The sequence below is a fragment of the Agrobacterium sp. 22-226-1 genome (assembly GCF_053522345.1).
Map to the genome: position 1 here is coordinate 1 of NZ_JBNWCP010000022.1, position 17,835 is coordinate 17,835.

The 17,835-nt window shown below is 59.9% G+C and carries 14 protein-coding genes; 9 read left to right on the forward strand and 5 right to left on the reverse strand.

The features are described from left to right. Positions 1 to 109 precede the first annotated feature (109 nt). The 8 genes from ACQZ5K_RS24565 (at position 110) to ACQZ5K_RS24600 (ending at position 10,438) form a co-directional block, all read left to right on the forward strand. Positions 110 to 658: an ABC transporter permease gene (locus tag ACQZ5K_RS24565; protein WP_448741736.1), complete on the forward strand. Its 549-nt coding sequence runs from the start codon at positions 110 to 112 to the stop codon at positions 656 to 658. Further along, positions 658 to 1,461 carry an ABC transporter permease gene (locus ACQZ5K_RS24570; RefSeq protein ID WP_448741737.1) on the forward strand — a complete coding sequence of 268 codons (804 nt, stop codon included), beginning with the start codon at positions 658 to 660 and terminating at the stop codon, positions 1,459 to 1,461. Before ACQZ5K_RS24565 ends, ACQZ5K_RS24570 begins: the two co-directional genes overlap by 1 nt. A gap of 64 nt (positions 1,462 to 1,525) precedes the next feature. Continuing rightward, on the forward strand, positions 1,526 to 2,629 hold the full coding sequence (locus tag ACQZ5K_RS24575) for an ABC transporter substrate-binding protein (RefSeq protein ID WP_448741738.1): 1,104 nt from the start codon (positions 1,526 to 1,528) through the stop codon (positions 2,627 to 2,629). An 88-nt stretch (positions 2,630 to 2,717) separates the two neighbouring features. Then, positions 2,718 to 3,776: an ABC transporter ATP-binding protein gene (locus ACQZ5K_RS24580; protein ID WP_448741739.1), complete on the forward strand. Its 1,059-nt coding sequence runs from the start codon at positions 2,718 to 2,720 to the stop codon at positions 3,774 to 3,776. A 96-nt stretch (positions 3,777 to 3,872) separates the two neighbouring features. After that, on the forward strand, positions 3,873 to 5,414 hold the full coding sequence (locus tag ACQZ5K_RS24585) for a hydantoinase/oxoprolinase N-terminal domain-containing protein (protein WP_448741740.1): 1,542 nt from the start codon (positions 3,873 to 3,875) through the stop codon (positions 5,412 to 5,414). A gap of 4 nt (positions 5,415 to 5,418) precedes the next feature. Further along, positions 5,419 to 6,513 carry a DUF917 domain-containing protein gene (locus tag ACQZ5K_RS24590; protein ID WP_448741741.1) on the forward strand — a complete coding sequence of 365 codons (1,095 nt, stop codon included), beginning with the start codon at positions 5,419 to 5,421 and terminating at the stop codon, positions 6,511 to 6,513. Position 6,514: 1 nt separating this feature from the next. After that, positions 6,515 to 7,603: a DUF917 domain-containing protein gene (locus tag ACQZ5K_RS24595; RefSeq protein ID WP_448741742.1), complete on the forward strand. Its 1,089-nt coding sequence runs from the start codon at positions 6,515 to 6,517 to the stop codon at positions 7,601 to 7,603. Between the two features lie 90 nt (positions 7,604 to 7,693). Then, entirely contained in the window at positions 7,694 to 10,438 is a 2,745-nt protein-coding gene (locus ACQZ5K_RS24600) for a LuxR C-terminal-related transcriptional regulator (RefSeq protein ID WP_448741743.1), read from the forward strand. Positions 10,439 to 10,491: 53 nt separating this feature from the next. Here the strand turns inward: ACQZ5K_RS24600 and ACQZ5K_RS24605 are convergent, their stop codons facing one another. The 4 genes from ACQZ5K_RS24605 to ACQZ5K_RS24620 form a co-directional block, all read right to left on the reverse strand. Next, complete coding sequence (locus ACQZ5K_RS24605; protein ID WP_448741744.1) at positions 10,492 to 11,454, reverse strand: hypothetical protein; 963 nt, start codon at positions 11,452 to 11,454, stop codon at positions 10,492 to 10,494. Positions 11,455 to 11,536: 82 nt separating this feature from the next. Then, on the reverse strand, positions 11,537 to 13,222 hold the full coding sequence (locus ACQZ5K_RS24610; RefSeq protein ID WP_448741745.1) for an ABC transporter permease: 1,686 nt from the start codon (positions 13,220 to 13,222) through the stop codon (positions 11,537 to 11,539). Then, on the reverse strand, positions 13,219 to 14,316 hold the full coding sequence (locus ACQZ5K_RS24615; RefSeq protein ID WP_448741746.1) for an ABC transporter ATP-binding protein: 1,098 nt from the start codon (positions 14,314 to 14,316) through the stop codon (positions 13,219 to 13,221). The genes ACQZ5K_RS24610 and ACQZ5K_RS24615 overlap by 4 nt, the downstream gene beginning before the upstream one ends. A gap of 102 nt (positions 14,317 to 14,418) precedes the next feature. Beyond that, a complete protein-coding gene (locus ACQZ5K_RS24620; protein WP_425645154.1) occupies positions 14,419 to 15,411 on the reverse strand; it encodes an ABC transporter substrate-binding protein in 993 nt (330 codons plus the stop codon). A gap of 292 nt (positions 15,412 to 15,703) precedes the next feature. Between ACQZ5K_RS24620 and ACQZ5K_RS24625 the strand changes: the two genes are divergently transcribed. Continuing rightward, a complete protein-coding gene (locus tag ACQZ5K_RS24625) occupies positions 15,704 to 16,837 on the forward strand; it encodes an ROK family transcriptional regulator (RefSeq protein WP_448741747.1) in 1,134 nt (377 codons plus the stop codon). Positions 16,838 to 16,899: 62 nt separating this feature from the next. Here ACQZ5K_RS24625 and ACQZ5K_RS24630 read toward each other — a convergent pair whose 3' ends face one another. Beyond that, the gene (locus tag ACQZ5K_RS24630; RefSeq protein WP_448741748.1) at positions 16,900 to 17,823 is read right to left on the reverse strand and encodes a dihydrodipicolinate synthase family protein; all 924 of its coding nucleotides are present in this window, start codon (positions 17,821 to 17,823) and stop codon (positions 16,900 to 16,902) included. Between the last annotated feature and the right edge of the window lie 12 nt (positions 17,824 to 17,835).

The following is a 17,835-nucleotide window of genomic DNA, read 5'->3' on the forward strand; positions in this document are numbered from 1 at the left end:
GAGGGCCGTTCCCATGGCGAAATCTCCTTCCGCCATGTTGAATCATGATTTGCCCGAAAACGGAATCCCGTGAGTCAATTTCATCGGGCCTTGGTATAACACCCTGCTGATGATCCTCGTATTGTCGTCCATGCAGCTCGACATGGTCATCCGGCTCTATGGGCTGATGGTACTTCTGGGCGATAACGGTCTCATCAACGGCGCGCTCATCCGCATGGGCATCGTTTCGCAGCCGCTGCCGCTGATGTACAACATCTTCGGTGTCGTGGTCGGGCTGGTGCAGATCACGCTGCCTTTCATGATCCTCTCCCTGATCGGCATCATTAAATCCATCCATCCGGCGCTGGAAGAGGCGGCCAGATCGCTTGGCGCCTCCCGCACGAAGGCCTTCTTCTCCATCGTGCTCCCGCTTTCCATGCCGGGAATTCTGGCGGGCACGCTGCTGGTCTTCGCACTTGCCATTTCATCCTATGTCGTGCCGGCGCTGATGGGCGGCTGGAAGGTCATGGTCATGCCGATCCACATCTACCAGCAGGTGGCGGAAACCGGGCGCTGGCAGTTCGGTGCGGCCATCGCCGTGGTCCTCTTCGTCACCAGCCTGATGGCGATCGCCGTCTATCACCGCGCTGCCATGCGCACCACGGGAGGGCGCAGCTGATGCGTGAGGAATCATCCATTCCGCTTGTTTTCAGGCTTCTGTCGGTCCTGACACTGACCGTCCTGCTGGTGCCGGTCATCATCGTCATCCTGTCCGGGCTGAATGCCGGCGATTACCTGACCTTTCCGCCGCAGGGTTTTTCCCTGCGCTGGGTCTATGCCTTCCTGACCTCGCCGACCTTCCTTTCGGCCTATGGCGTTTCCTTCCTCGTCGCCGGCATTTCGACAGCGATTGCGACGGTGCTCGGCACCATGGCGGCACTGTTCCTCACACGGTCGTCGAGCCGTCTTGTCGCACCGCTACGCGCCTTCTTCATGATGCCCATCGTCCTGCCGGGGGTGGTGCTTGGCCTTGCGCTCTATGTGTTTTACGTCACCACGGGCATCGGGCTCGCGCGGAGCATGACCGGGCTTATCATCGGCCACGTCATCGTTACCTGCCCCTTTGTCATCGCCACGGTCACCGCCGCCCTCGTCGGCTTCGACCGCAGCCTGGAAGAGGCGGCGCGGTCGCTCGGGGCTTCTCCCTTCACCGCCTTTCGGCTCGTGACGCTGAAGATCATTTCACCGGCCATTTCCGCGGGCACCATCTTCGCTTTCATCATTTCCTTTGGCCAGTTCGAGGTGACGCTCTTTCTCTCAACGCCAAACCTGCAAACCTTGCCGATGGCGATGTATGTGGCGCTGCGCTACGCCTTCGAACCCGCCGCGGCTGCGGCAGGCATCTTCGCCATCCTCCTCGTCGTCGTCTCGATGGTGGCGACCTCCAGGCTCATCAATTTGAAGCGCATTTTCGGCGGCTAGGGGCCCGCCGGACATTCAATGAACTACCCGTATCCATAGATTCAAAAACAAGGGGAACATGGACATGACAGGAATGACATTCGATCCCGGCCGCCGCAGGCTCCTCAAGATGGGTGCTGCAGCGGCAACCTTGCCGCTCTTCAACATCAACCACGCCTTCTCGCAGGATGTGACCTATGACGGTTCCGTCTTCGATGCCGGCGGGGCGGTGTTGCGGATAGGCGAATGGGGCGGCCCCTGGGGCGAGCTGGTGCACAAATATCTGCTGACCGACTTCGCGAAAGATTTCAACTGCAAGATCGAATATGATTCCACCTGGCCGTGGTTTCCGAAATTCGTCGCCAACGGGCCGAAGAAACCGCCGCTCGACATCACCAACTGGAACCTGCCGGAAATGTTCAAGACGGCGGCGGCGGGCGATTTCTTCCACACGATCGACGAAATTCTTCCCAATGTGCCGAACGGCAAAAATCTCTGGCCCTTCGCCACCTCGAACGGCGTCGGCGTCACCTGGGCCTTCAACCAGTATGTGCATGCCTACCGCACCGACCTCGTCACCCCGCCGCCCACCAGCTTCAAGGACATGTGGAAGCCGGAACTCGCCGGCAAGCGCGGCACCTACATCACCTCCAACACCCTGCAGATGGACTTCTTTCTCGTCGCCTGCTCGCTCTTCGGCAAGGATCAGTACGATCTCGATGCCGGTTACAAGGCGATGAAGGAATTGATGCCCGCCAAGATTTCGGATTTCACCGGCAACATGCAGACGCTGATGGATCGCGGTGAAGTGGTCATCGCCGTGCAGAGCGATGCCGAACCCATGCAGGCCCGCGACAAGGGCGCGCCTTTCGCCGTGATGTACTGGAAGGAACTCCAGCCGATCCTGACCCAGACCTACACGGTCAGCCGCTATTCCGAGCCGACCCAGAAGAAGCTTGCCTATGCGCTTCTCAATCGCGCGCTGGAGCCGTCCTTCATGACCAATATGGGCAAGGAATTCTACCTGCGCCCCACCGTCTCCAATGCCGTCCTGCCGGATAATCTCGTCAAGGCCGGCATCGTCAACAGCGCCGACGCCACCAAGGATTTCTGGTTGCCGGACTGGAAAGCCTATCTCGAAAACGAAGACGAGATCGTCGAGACCGTGAACGAGATATTCGCGGGCTGACCTTCGCGCCGGAGAAAGCCCCGGCGCCAGCAGAACGTCGTGGCCGGCCCCGCCGGCCACGCCCTAGAGGAAAGGACAACGGAAGCCGATGTCGGATATTCAACTGAAAAGCCTCGTCAAATCCTATGGCGACAATGTCGCGGTCGCGGGCATCGATCTGCATATAGAACAGGGCGAATTCTTCTCGCTGCTGGGACCTTCCGGCTGCGGCAAGTCCACGACATTGCGCATGATCGCCGGCTTCATCCGCCCATCATCGGGGCAGATCCTGATCGGATCGGACGATGTCACCCATCAGCCGCCCGAAAAGCGCGACATCGGCATCGTCTTCCAGAACTATGCGATTTTTCCGCATATGAGCGTGGCGGAAAACATCGCCTTCGGCCTGAAGCTGCGAAAGAAATCCAGAGAGGAAATCGACAGCTCCGTCGCCTTCGCGTTACGCCAGGTCGGGTTGATGGGATATGAAAACCGCTATCAGCGCCAGCTTTCCGGCGGCGAGCAGCAGCGTGTGGCCCTTGCCCGCGTGCTGGTTACCGAACCGCGTATCCTGCTTCTCGACGAACCGCTTTCGGCGCTCGACAAATCGCTGCGGGAGGAAATGAAATACTGGATCAAGGATCTGCAAAAGAAGCTCGGCATCACCACGGTGTACGTGACCCACGATCAGGATGAGGCGCTCACCATGTCCGACCGCATCGGCGTGATGCAGAAAGCCAGAGTCGAGCAGGTGGGCACGCCGCAGGAAATCTACGAGAGGCCGAAGACGCTTTTCGTCACCACCTTCATCGGCCAGTCGAATGTCATCGACGCCACAGTGAGGGGCCGCCAAGGCGAAAGTCTGGTGGTCAGCTTCGGCGACACCGTGGCGTTGACACGTGTTCCCGCCGAAGACTTCGCCGATGGCAAAGCCGTCAAGCTCGTCGTCAGGCCGGAAAACATCATCATCGGCGAGGCCGGCACCGGCGTTCCGGCAACCGTCGTCTCTGAAACCTATCAGGGCGCCCTTGTCCGCTACCATCTTTCGGTCGGCGGGCAGGATATCGTCGCCGAACGGCAGAACCAGTCCCATCTCGCCAGGCTGTCGCCCGGACAGGCGATCGGCGTGACGTGGGACCCCGAACGATCCGAAGTCTTGGTGGCCTGAGACCCGGCCATCGGAACCAGAAAATCGGGAAAGGATGCAATGTGCGGTGAGCAGCCGCGCAGGCGCCCTTCCCTTGTCAATCGACAGGAGAAAGACATGCGTATTGGCATTGATGTGGGTGGCACGAATACTGACGCCGCCCTTATGGATGGGGCAGCGGTCATCGGCGCCTGCAAAAGCCCGACAACGGCCGATGTCGGCTCGGGCATCGTGGCGGTGCTGAACAAGCTTCTGGGCATGACGGGCGTATCCGTCTCGCAAATTCAGGCGGTGATGATCGGCACGACCCATTTCACCAATGCCGTGGTCGAACGCAAGCGTCTGCTGGAAGTTGCCGCCATCCGCCTCGGCCTGCCGGCCACCAAGGGCCTGCCGCCGCTGACCGACTGGCCGAAGGACCTTGCCGACACACTTGGCCGCCACACCTTCATACTGCGCGGCGGACATGAATTCGACGGGCGCACCATCGCGCCTCTCGACGAAAAAGGATTGGTGGAGGTTGCCGCCACCGTGCGCGAACGCGGCCTGAAGACGGCGGCCATCACCTCGGTTTTTTCGCCGGTCACGCCGGAAATGGAGCTTCGCGCCGCCGAAATCCTGCGCGATGCGGTTCCTGACATCGCCATCTCGCTCAGCCACGAAATCGGCAGGGTCGGCTTTCTTGAGCGTGAAAACGCGTCGATCATGAATGCCTCGCTGGCCGAGCTTTCCCGCAAGGTCGTCTCCTCCTTCCGCAGCGCGCTGAAGGAACTCGACATCAAGGCGCCCTTTTTCATCAGCCAGAACGACGGAACATTGATGTCTCCCGACTATGTCGAGCGTTATCCCGTCCTTACCTTCGCCTCCGGTCCCACCAATTCCATGCGCGGCGCTGCCATGCTGGCCGGTGTCAAGGAAGCCATGGTGGTGGATATTGGCGGTACGACATCGGATGTCGGCATGCTCGTGCACGGTTTTCCGCGAGAATCGGCGGTTGCCGTCGATATTGGCGGAGTGCGTACGAATTTCCGCATGCCGGACGTGCTGGCCATCGGGCTTGGCGGCGGCTCTCTGGTGCGTGACGAAGGTGCGCGCATCGGCCCCGATTCCGTCGGTTACGAGATCACCAGCAAGGCGCTGGTTTTCGGCGGTGATACCCTGACCACCACGGATATCGTGGTGGCGGCCGGTCTGGAGGATATTGGCGACCGCTCCCGCGTTGCGCATATTCCCGCAAAAACCATCGAAACCGCCCTCGACACCATGCATCGCATGGTCGATGAGGCCGTGGATCGCATGAAAACCAGCGCCGATCCGCTTCCCGTCATTCTGGTGGGCGGCGGCTCAATTCTGGTCTCGCGCGACCTGCCTTCGGCATCGAAGGTTTTAAGGCCGGAAAACGCCTCCGTCGCCAATGCCATCGGCGCGGCCATCGCGCAGGTGGGAGGCGAGGTGGACCGCATCTTCTCGCTGGAAGGCACCTCGCGTGACGCCGTTCTGGCAAGCGCCAAGGCCGAGGCTTCTGAACGGGCGGTAAAGGCGGGGGCGACTGCAGCCTCCGTCAAGATCATGGATATCGAGGAAGTGCCGCTTGCCTATCTGCCCGGCAGCGCCACCCGCATCCGCGTCAAGGCGGTCGGCGACCTGGTGATCGGTTGAGGGCATGGCTATGAAACTCACACGCGAACATCTTGCCGATCTTGCCGTCGGCGCGGCTTTTCTCGGAACCGGCGGCGGCGGCGACCCCTATGTCGGGCGCATGATGGTGCAGCAATGCCTGGACGAAGGCTGCGAGGTCGAGCTGATCGACCCCAGTGAGCTGCCGGACGACAGCCTCGTCATCCCCACAGCCATGATGGGTGCGCCGACCGTGCTGGTGGAAAAAATCCCTTCGGGCGATGAAGCCATTTTCTCGCTTCGCCGTCTCGAAAAACGGCTCGGTAAAAAAGCCGGTTACACCATGCCCATTGAGATAGGCGGCATCAATTCCACCATTCCGCTGGTCGTTGGCGCCCGGCTCGGTCTGCCCATCGTCGATGCCGACGGTATGGGGCGCGCCTTTCCGTTTCTGGAAATGGAGACATTCGGCGTTTACGGCATATCCGGCTCCCCCATGGCGGTCAGCAACGAATGGGGTGATTGCGCGCTGATCGAAGCCGTCGATAACAGGCAGATGGAATGGCTCTCCCGTGCCGTCGCCATTCGCATGGGCGGCTGCGCCTATATTGCGGAATATGCCATGAGCGGCGCGGAGGTGAAGCGCACGGCCATTCCCAATACGCTGACACTGGCGATCCACATCGGCAAGGTGTTGCGCAAGGCGCAGGAGGACCACATCAATCCCATCGAAGCGCTTCTCGGTTTCCTGCCTTCCACGCTTTACCGTTACGGCCGCGTCATCTTCAAGGGAAAGATCGTGGATGTGATGCGCGAAACCAAAGCCGGTTTCACCATTGGCCGCGCCCGTATCGAAGCTGTCGCGCCATTCACCTCGCAGATGGAAATCGAAATCCAGAACGAGAACCTGATCGCCAGGCAGGATGGCAGGGTAAGAGCCATCGTGCCGGACCTGATCTCGATCATGAACACGGAAACCGCCGAGCCAATCACCAGCGAAAACCTGCGTTACGGCCAGCGCGTCACCGTGGTCGCCGTCTCGGTGCCCGAGATCATGCGCACCCCGGAAGCGCTCGACGTATTCGGCCCGGCCTGCTTCGGCCTGAAGGAACCCTTTACCTCCATCGAGGAGATCGACTGACATGGCAATCATCACGGAGCAGGACATAGACGATCTGGCCGTCGGCGCGGCCGTTCTCGGCACCGGCGGCGGCGGCGATCCCTATATCGGCAAACTTCTGGCCAAGGCCGCCATCGAAAAATACGGACCGGTCGATCTGATCGCACTCGACGCGGTGCCCGATGGCGCAGCCGTCGTCGCCTGCGGCGCAATGGGAGCGCCCACCATCCTCATCGAAAAAATCCCCTCCGGAGAAGAGGGCGACTTTGCGCTTGAGACCTATGAGGACCACACCGGCATCGATGTCGGCGCCATCATTCCCTTCGAGGCGGGTGGCATCAATTCCATGATACCCATTGTGCTGGCGGCCAAAAAGCGCGTACCCGTCATCGATGCGGACGGCATGGGCCGCGCCTTCCCGCAGCTTGAGATGGAAACCTTCAACGTCTACGGCGTGCCGGCCAGCCCCGTTGCGGTGGCCGACGAACGCGGCAACCGCGTGCTGATCGAGACCGAAGACGCCGCAAAGGCCGAGTGGCTGGCCCGGGGCGTGACCATCCGCATGGGCGGACAGGCTTACATCGTCAATTACGGCATGGATGGCGAAACGGCAAAACGTGTTTCGGTGCCCGCCACCATGTCGCTCGCCATCGGCATTGGCCGGACCCTGCGCGAGGCCGCCGCAGGGCATCTCGACCCGGTCCGGGCGCTTGTCGATTTTTTTGCGGGCACGCATTACGGCCATGCCGAAATCATCACCTCCGGCAAGGTCTGCGATGTCGCCCGCAAGGAGGAAAACGGCTGGTCGGTCGGGATTGCCACCGTGGAACCCTTCGACACCTCGAAACCGAAGGTCAAAATCCGCATCCAGAACGAAAATCTCGTCGCCGAGGAAGAAGGCGGACGCGTGCTGGCGATCGTTCCCGATCTCATCACCGTGCTCGACATCGACACGGCCGAAGCCATCACCACCGAGAGGCTGCGTTATGGACAGCGCGTAAACGTGCTTGCCGTGCGTGTGCCGCCCATCATGCGCACGCCGGAAGCGCTGGCCGTATTCGGTCCCGCCGCCTTCGGCCTGCCGCAAGCCTACCGGCCACTCGGCTCTTGACGAACGCCCGGCATCAGGCGCTGATAATGCCCTGCCCTTTCCGGACATCATTTCGGCTGGGGCCGGTCGTTCAGTGACGAAAGAGGACCGATGCCGAGCCGAGTCTTGCGTGAAAAGCCGTTGCATGCCGTAAGAACCTTTACCGGCGCCGGGTTGCGCTTCAGCCCGCCGCGCATGCTTTTTTCAGGCATCGAAAGACCCTATCTGCTCTCCAAGCTGGCCGCAGGGCTTTCCAGACAGATCGTCGTTCTTCGCGCCCCGCCCGGTTTCGGCAAGACCGCCCTGATGAAAGCGGCCTATGAGCGTCTGGTGGATGGCACCCTCACTTTGCCGGGCATGCGCGATACGGCGGTTTCCCATTGCTCCTGGCTCAACGCGTCGGGCATTGCATCGCCTGAGCGTTTCGTCGGTGAATTGCGTCAATCGCTTGGCCTTGCCGCAATGGCGGACACGCAGGATGCAATGACGGACGCCATGGAAGCGGTGGCGCGGCGTGAGGGTCTGACCATTCTTTTCATCGACAATGTCGACGAAATCGACACCGGCAGCCGATACCGGCTTCTGGAGCAGCTCATTCTTTCCGCGCCCGATGCGCTCCGTATCGCCTGCTCGTCCTGTTCTCCCGCGCAATTGCCGCTTGCCCGGCTGAAGGCACGCGGGGTATTGACGGAGGTGACGGCGCGAGAACTCGAATTCGGGCGATCCGACCTGCGGCGGCTTCTGGCCCGTGGCGCGACGGCGGCGCTTGTCGACCCCCTGATGGAAATCACCCGTGGCTGGCCCGCGCTGGCGCAACTCGCCACCGGCATCGTGACCGGAGGCTCGACGGAAGAAGAGCGGCGCCTGTTGCTCGCCGGGACCCATGCCGATTTGACGGACTACACGCGCGAAACCGTCATCAACCGGCTTTCTCCGGCGCTCCTGTCCACCCTGCGCCGATTGTCGCCTTTCTCGGAATTTCGTCTTGATCTCGCATCCGACCTCGGTTTGCCCGGCTTGACGGAAGAGGATCTGGCCATGCTGGAGGCCATGCATCCCATTATCGAAAACGGGCCGAATGGCTGGCTCTCCCTGCACCCCGTGCTTCGCACCTGCCTCGAACGGGACACCGCCTTCGTTTCGGAAACGGAAAAGAAGGCGCTGCATCGCCAGGCCGCCCTCTGGTTTGCAACCCGCGCCCATCTGGAACGCGCCGTTTCCCACGCCGCCCAGAGCGGCGATTTCCATATGGCGGAAGAAATCATCGGAAAAGCCGGTGGCGTCGATATTTTCCTGCGGGCCGGGCATCAGGTGCTGGAGCACCTGATCGATAATTTTCCGCCGGAAATCCTGCATGCATCGCCCGGCCTGATGGTCTGTTATGCCGTGGTGCTCTCCAAGCGCGGCAATGCGGCGGCCGGGCGCGAACGGCTCGATATTCTGAAAGAAAACGGCGAATGGTCCGCTGCCGCACTTGCCGCCGTCGACCGTAGCGTCCTCGACCATATCGACAGCCTGATCGATGTTTATGAAGACCGCCGCATGAGCCCTGCCGAGGCGCAACGGCTGGAACGGGCCGCCGCCGCCCTGCCGCCGCATGCCACATGGGAACTCGCCTGGCTCTTCAACCACCTCTGCATCATTTACACCCGGACCGGCGAGCTTGAGGAAGCGCGGCGGGCGGCGCTGAAGGCGCTCGGATATTACCGCGAGGAGAAAACGCCCTATGCCCAGGTCTTCATGCTCATCCACCTCGGCCTCGTCAGCACGCTGACCGGTGAATTTTCCGCAGCCCTGCAATTTTGCCGGGAGGCAGAGGAACTGGTGGAACGCGTGCACTGGACGGACAGGAACCTGCTCGCCATCGTCCGCCTCGCAACTGCCGACGTGCTTTATCAACAGGGTGAGGTGCTTCATGTCGAGCAGACCCTGACGGAATGCGTGGAGCCGCTGATACGCGGCGAAAGCTGGGTCGACCTTTTCATGCGCCTGTTCTGGCTGCTGGCCCGCAGCCGTCTTCAGGTCAGCGGCTTCGATGCCGCCGCAGCCGCAATCGACAAGGCGGAGGAAGTGGCGGTGGAGCGCAACCTGCCCCGCCTGAAGACTGCGGCTGCGATCATGCGTGTCGATCTGCTCGTCAGGGCCGGCATGATCGAGTCGGCAACGCAGGCGATGGAACGGGTGGAAAGCCTGAAACAGGCGGGCGGTCCCGGCAACTGGACCTGGCGCGAGGCCTATGATTTCGACATCGCCAGCGCCCGGTTCGCGCTTGCGCAGGGGCAGGCGCCGCAGGCATTGCTAAGGCTCGAAGCTCTGATCCTCTCCGCCAAGGCGTCCGGCCGCGCCTATCACCGCATGCTGGCCGAAATCATGGCGGTACAGGCCTCGTGGAAAGCAGGCCGGCAACAACAGGCCTTCGCCTATCTGCAATCGGCCATCGCCCTTGCCCGCGCTCACGAGGCGACGCAGCTCTTTACCGATGAAGGGCACGATCTTGCCACCACATTGCGCGCCATCGTGCGCCGTTTCGGCCTGAAGGTATTCAGCCCGAACGCGGTGGAATTCATGAGCCGCATCGTCGGACACGGCCTTGGCCGCCAGCCACGTATGGTGATGCCGCTGGGCGGCAATGACGACGGCGCAACACATGCCGCCGGACTGCTGAGCGGGCGGGAAACCACCGTTTTGAAACTTCTCTCCGAAGGCCGCAGCAACAAGGAAATGGCCCGCGATCTCGGCCTTTCGGAAGCGACCGTGAAATTCCACCTGAAGAACATCTACGCGAAACTTGGCGTCAGCCGGCGCGGCATGGCCGTCTCCGTCAGCAAACATCTCAAGTTGACCGACCGCGAATGATGCCGACATCGATATGCGATGTCGGCCGGCTCACATGAGGTTCGTAGACTGGACTACCCTTGAACCAGGTTGAGGCAAATGACGGTCCTGTCATCGCTGAATTCCGCCGTTGTCGAACCTTTGACGGACGGATACTCACGCAGCTTGTGAAAATCCGCCGCCTCGACACGCGCGAATTCCGCTTCCCAGGCCGCAACATCCGTCCCCGCAGGCAGGGACAAATAGCCGTCGGAGAATATTTCAACGCTCGAGAGCCCGTCTTTGGCGATGCGGACGTCAACCGTCCCCTCCTGCATGACGGTTCCGCCATTCACCGAGGCGTAACCCAGTACATGCCCATGCCGGTTTGCGAATTGCGGCTGGACACGGATTCCACCCATCAGGAATTCCTCGACCGTTTCGATGTCGTTTTCAAGACCACTCATCCCGGCCGCGGCAATAACGACATTTTCCGCATCCCGTGCCGTCATGATGCCGTTTGCGACAGCCGAACGCAGGCCTGAGAAGATCGTCGCGCGCGTGCGCGCCTCGGCCGCATCGCCATCGCCTATGGCCGCGAGAAGCTGTTTGAACACGAATATGCGCGCCGAAGTGCTTACCGTATCGATCAGCTTTGTGTGCTGAAACAGACGGGTGCCGTTGATCCTGACGCCGGAATCGCCGGCAAGCAGCAGGCGGAAGCTGTCGCCCATATCCGCGACGAGCGCCAATGTGGTCGATGGCGGATGGCCGGCATTGATGCGCTGCGCCTCCTTTTTCAGGATATCGCTGATATTCTGAAAAAGCGCGGGCGCAGCGAGCGTTTCCAGCCTGCCGTCAAGGCTCATCTCAGCCACGGCATTGGCGGCGGCAAGGGCCGCGATGCGGCCGGAACTCAGCCCGCCGTAACTTGCTCCGGTCGGGTCGGTCGCGCCGTCGAAAACGGCCAGAACCCGTCCGGGAATGAGAAGCGCCACATCGTCCCCCGGCTTTGCGGCGTTCTTGTATTTCGATTGCGAAAAGCTCGCGATATTCATCTTTCTGGTGTCCTTGCAGAGGGAGGCTGGCGGCGACACATGGGTCGCCGCTGCTGCAGTTTTGAATGATATTTGGATGGTTTCAGACGAAAGAGGCTTCCTTGTCTTCCGAAAGCCGGAAGACGACGAAGACGCAAAGTCCGGTGCTGACGAGAAGTAAGGTAGAAAGAGCCGCGGCCGTGCCGAACTCGCCGTCAATCACCTGAATATAGATCAGCACGGGCATCGTAATTGTCCGCGCCGTGTAGAGGATCAGCGTCGAGGACAATTCGTTGATGGCGGTGATGAAGCTCATCAAGGAACCGATGATGAGACCCGGCAACATCAGCGGCACCGTCACCGATATGAACGTCTTTGCCGGCGAAGCGCCGAGATTGACCGCAGCCTCCTCGATGGAAGGCTTGATCTGCCGCAGGATCGACGTCGTGGAGCGCACGCCGTAAGGCAGGCGGCGGATAAACACCAGCAGGATGATGATGAGTGCCGTGCCGGTAATGTCAAAAGGCGGATAACGGAACGTCGTGACGTAGCCGATCGCCATGACGACGCCGGGTATCAGATAGGGCACCATCAGCAGAAGATCGAGTGAGCCCGATACTGCATTGTCCCGCCTGACTACGATGAAAGAAAGCAGGCCGGAAACGATGGCGATCAACACCACGGCGGCAATCGCAAAGGTGAAGCTGTTGGCAATCGCCTGCGGTGAATCGCGAAGAATGCGGGCATAGCTGTCCAACCCGAAACCGCCTGTGAAGACGGGACCGTTCGTTGCGAGGAACGATGTATAGATGACCGTAAGGGACGGCAGCATGGCGACAAAGACGACCAGATAACAGAAACCGTGCACGATAAACGATTTCAGCGGGCGCATGGAACGCTTTACCGGCCGGTTGGTCAATGAGCTGGCATAACGGCGCTTGGCGAGAATGTGCCGCTGCAACAGAAGTGCGGCCATGGAAATAGCGATCATCACCATGGAAATCGTGACTGCCATGGTCGGCGTGCCAGCCATTTCGGAGGTGTATTGCGCATAGGCGATGGTCGAGAGCGTCCTGATGCCCTTGCCGAGGATTGCCGGTGTTCCGAAGTCTGCGATGGACAATACGAAGCAGATGATCGCGCCGGTGCTGACTGCCGGAAAGACCAGCGGCAAGGTGATCTTGCGGAAGCGTTCGAACGCTGTGCAGCCGAGGTTTTCCGCCGCATCCTCATAGGATTTGTTGATGGTGTTCAGCGCATTTTCCGTCATCAGGAAGATATAGGGGAAGAACTTCAGGCTGAAGACCATCACGATGCCCGGTATCCCGTAGATGGTAGGCAGTGAAATGCCGGCGAAAGACAGGAGATTGGTGACCGCACCGTTGGCGCCGAACAGCATGATCCAGGCATAGGCGCCGATGAAGGGCGGCGCGCACAGAACCAGCACCGCGAAGGTGGCAATGAAGGTGCGGCCCTTGATGCGGTAACGCGAGGTGCAGAAGGCAAGCGGAATACCGAGCAGGCAGGCCCCCAACATGCCGAGCACGCCGATGACAAGGGTGTTCCACAATGCCACGGTATAAAAACGCCGCGTCAGCACCTGAACATAGTTGCCGAAACCGAAATCACCCGTCTTGGCGTCGAAGAAGCTGATGAAGAACACGCTGAAAATGGGCAGGATCAAAAAGATCGCCAATATGACAACGGCAAATGCCGTCACGCTGGTCCAGAAGCCCGGCAGTCTCAGGCGGAAGCCGCCCCTGGTTGCGGTCGCGGTCATATCCGTCATGACAGGCGCTCCCCGGTAACGCCCTCACCGAAGAGCTTGGTATCGCCCGCAGACCAGGAGAAAACCGTTTTCTGGCCGGGCTGAAGGGCGATGATATCGGGCGACGGCTTGGTGATCGCCTCGATTTCCTCTCCCGACGACAGCACCGCGGCAACATTCATCTCGCGGCCGGTGAAGCTGACCTGCCTTATGGTGACAGGCAGTTCGATGCGGCGTTCATCTTCGGTCGCAGGCGAGCCGACGGTAATCGCCTCAGGACGGATGGCGGCAACGACCGTTCGTTGCGGCGCAATGGCGTCAACCTGCGGAAGCCCCACACCGTGCCCGGAAATGGATGTCCGCCCACCCGAACGATCCAGCGTCAGGAAATTGTTTGCCCCGACGAAGGAGGCGACGAAACGGTTGGCGGGGTTGTTATAGACCTCCCAGGGCGCTGCGGCCTGCTGGATGACGCCGCCATACATCACACAGACCAGATCGGACATGGCAAGCGCCTCCTCCTGATCGTGGGTCACATAAACCGTGGTAATGTTCATGGCCTGCTGGATTTCGCGCAGCTCGCGCCGCAGATCCACGCGTAGTTTCGCATCGAGGTTGGATAGGGGCTCGTCCATCAACAACACTTTCGGATTGATGACGAGCGCACGCGCCAGACCGACACGCTGCTGCTGACCGCCGGATAATTCATGCGGCATGCGCTTGGCGTAGGGAGCGAGCTGCACGATGTCGAGAATCTTGCCGACGCGTTCGCGAATCTCGGTGGAAGACGCCTTGCGCTGCTTCAAACCGAAGGCGATGTTGTCGAAGACGGAAATATGCGGGAAAACCGCATAATCCTGAAAAACCATGCCGACATCGCGCTTATGCGCAGGCACATGTTGGATCGCCTGTCTTTCGATGCTGATACTGCCGCTATCCTGCTGGTGAAACCCGGCAATCGTGCGCAGGAGGGTCGTCTTGCCGCATCCGCTCGGACCAAGAAGCGTAAAAAACGATCCCGAGGGGATGGAGATATTGATGTCGGAGAGGGCAACGACATCCCGGTAACTCTTCTTGATGCTGGTGATTTCCACGGCGGCCATGTGCTGCTCCATGACAAATCCTGCACGGCCGGTGACCACGCTGGACAAAACGAAAGCGAATTGTGAATGGGATAAAGGGGGACGGTCGCTTCTGCGCTGTCCCCGGCAATTATCTTACTGAACGTCGAGCAATGTCTCGTTCCACTTTTCCATCAGGCGCGCGCGGTTGTCCGCAGCCCATTTGAAATCGTATTTCGCGTCTGGAACATCGGACAGCGGAACGAGTGCCGGATTGGCGGGAACATCGGTTCGAACCGAGCGACGACCCGCCTTCACCACGATTTCCTGCGCTTCCCTGGAGACGATGAAATCGATGAAGGCCTTGCCATTGCCGGCATTCGGCGCTCCCTTCACGAGCGCCATGCCATCAGGCGCGATTGCCGTACCCTCTTTCGGATAAACGATTTCGACCGGCGCACTGCCGAGCTTGTAGCGCAGCGCGGCATCTTCCAGCGTAATGCCAACGGCCTGTTCGCCATCGTTGACGAAACGCGGAACCGCGCCTGAAGAAGTGGAAAGAACCGAGTTGCCGAGGATGCCGGTATAAATTTCCCAGCCTTTTTCCTCGCTGTCGAAATCCTGCAATACCGTCGCCATCTGAATATAGGCCGAGCCGGACTGGTCGGCGCGGGCCGACGAAATCAGGCCCTTATATTCCGGCTTTGCGAGATCGGCCCAGGACGTCGGAACGGGAGCGCCTTTCAGGGCCTCCTTATTGACGATAAAGGCCGTGACGACAGCCGTGAAAGGCACCCAGTTCGCGCTCGGTGAGAAGGCTGGGTTGATCGACGCAGCCTCAACCGGCTTGTATGGCTCGAAAAGGTCGGCGGAGAAATCGATAACCGTCCCGTCGACGCTCCAGATCACATCGCCCGCCGCCTTGCCGCTCTCCGCCTTGATGCGGTTCATCAGCTCGCCGGACCCGGCTTTGACAAGCTCGACCTTGGTGCCGGTTTTCTTTTCGAACATGGGCAGCAATTCGTCCATGAGCTGCTGCGGGGCAGCGGAATAGACCACGACGGTACCTTCGGCATGAGCGAAAGCCGCGCTGGCAAGGAAAGTGGCGCCGGCAAAAAGGCGCGCGAAAATAGTGCATGATTTACGCATAAGGGGGCTCCGTTTTTTTGTTCCCTGACAGACCGGCCCTGCGACATGATTTCTTTTTGATATTGCCTGTCGCCACCCGCTGCCTATTATTTATTTTCTTTACGTAAATTAATTAGTCAGGCCGGAATTTATTTTGAATGCGAAAATAAAATATCCGATTGAAAAGAAATAATTTTTTATGATTTTCACTTACACGCCTTCAATCTCAACGGCAGGTTTTCCGGCAAAACGAGGTGTACAATCGCACGATTTGCGCTAATCATCCGGCGTAACTTCTCGCGGGGAGACTTGTTTGATCGATCTCGGCTACAATGAGAGGCGTCTGCTCGAGATTTTGCGCGGCAAGGGAGGCATGTCGCGTATCGAGCTGGCGCGGGAGATGGATGTTTCCGCACCGACCCTTACCCGCCTGACGGCCAATCTCCTGGAATCCGGCCTCATCGTCGAAGCGGAGGAGGCCCGCAATGACGGCAAACGGGGGAAACCCTCCACCGCCATCGAAATCAACCCGAACGGGCTTTTCACGCTGGGGGTCTACTTCAATCCAGACGATCTGCGTGTCTGCGTGGCCGATCTCAACGGCACGATAAGGCAGGAAATCAGATCGGAACTGGAAGGGCACAGTTTCGAGCATATTATGGAGATGGCCGAGGCCGCCGCCCGGCAAGTGCTTGAAAAAGCAAAGATAAGAAAGAAAGATGTGCTGGGCTGCGGCATCAGCTTTCCCGGCCATTTCAAGCGGGATCGCGGCCATGTCTTCCGGATTAAGCAGTTCGAAAGCTGGCGCGATATCGACGTCGAAAAGGACTTCCAGCCCTATTTCGATTTCCCGGTCTTTCACGAAAATGACGGCAACACCGTCATTCTTTCGGAACTCTATTATGGTGCAGGCCGCAATGTCCGAAATTTCGCGATGATCTGGCTGACATATGGCATTGGCGGCGCGCTGGTGGTGCAGCGCCATCTCTATCGCGGCACCAATGGCAATGCCGGCGAGTTCGGTGGACTGTTTCCCAAATCCCATCCCCGACCCTCGGGACAGGACCTGTGCGACACTCTGGCTGCTCAGGGCATCAGCATTCGACGCCTCAAAGATATTGACGAAAGTTATTCCGATCATCCCGCCGTGGTGTCGTGGCTGGAGCGGGCAACGGATCAGCTTCGCCTGCTTTCACTGACGGTCGCCCGCACGATGGATCCGGCAGCCATCATTTTCGGTGGATCGCTGCCAGACTGGATTCTCGAACATATCGTGCGGCGTATCGGTTCCCTGGAAATGCTCGGCGAGGATTTTTTCGTCGAGCCGCCGGAAATACGCAAATCGATCATGAGCGACTTGCCTCATCTGGGTGCCGCCAGCATACCGATCTACCGCGCCACCACGCCCAGCTATTATTCCGGGCGGGCGCTGAAAGGCTGGGCATGACACGTCATGGCCGGCAGAACTGTTTTCCGCATTTGTCTGGCCGTTGATGACAGGGGACGCCGCTATCTGGATATGCGCCGCCGGAATTCCTCCGTGCCCTGCATGATCTTGTCCAGAAGAGCCTCTATCGCCCAGAAACGCTCCTGAATATCGAACGTCACCGCGCGGCTTTCGACATCGCTTATGGTGCCGAGGCGCTGGTGATAGAGCTTCGCCAGTTTGGGATACCCCATGGGCTCCGCCATGGCGGCGAGCGCCAGATAGACCGACAGCTCGTCAGCCAGTTCCGGTTGCCGGCCGGCTTCCGTCAGCAGCCATTTGTAGAGATCGGGATGGAAATTGGTGAAGACCCCGGTGAAACCGCGCGATCCCGCTTTCATGGCGTCGAACGCAATTGCCGCATTGGCGTTGACGATGGCGAGCGGCGTATTCGCGGTGAGCGCTACACGCCGCTTGACCGTTTCAAGATCACAGGAGACATCCTTGAGGATAACGAAACGACCGCTCTTGGCGCAGAAGGAAATTTCGGCATCGGTCATGAGACGGCGATAGGGAGCCGGGCATTCGTAGAGACCAAGCGGCAGATCGGAAGGCAGACGCTCGAGAAGCCAGCCGAGATCATCGAGAAACTTCGAGCCGCCCTCCTGCCGGGCATCCAGCCGGTTGGTGACAAGCACCATGCCGTCAACACCCGTCTGCGCGATGGCATTGAGCTCTTTCTGCTGATCTTCAAGCGTCTCGCTGATATGGCCCGAGGCAATGACGGGAATGCGGCCGGCTGTGGCCTTCTTGACAAAAGCAGCCAGTTCCACGCGCTCCTGAAGGGTGAGGAACATCATTTCAGAAGACTGGCAAACGGCAAACAGCGCGTCCGATCCATTGGCGATGTACCATTCCACGAGATTGGCGACGCCCTCGAAATCTATTTTGCCGCCCCTGAAGGGGGTGATCATCACGGGAATGATGCCTTCGATACGCTTGGTCATTGTTTTCGTCCT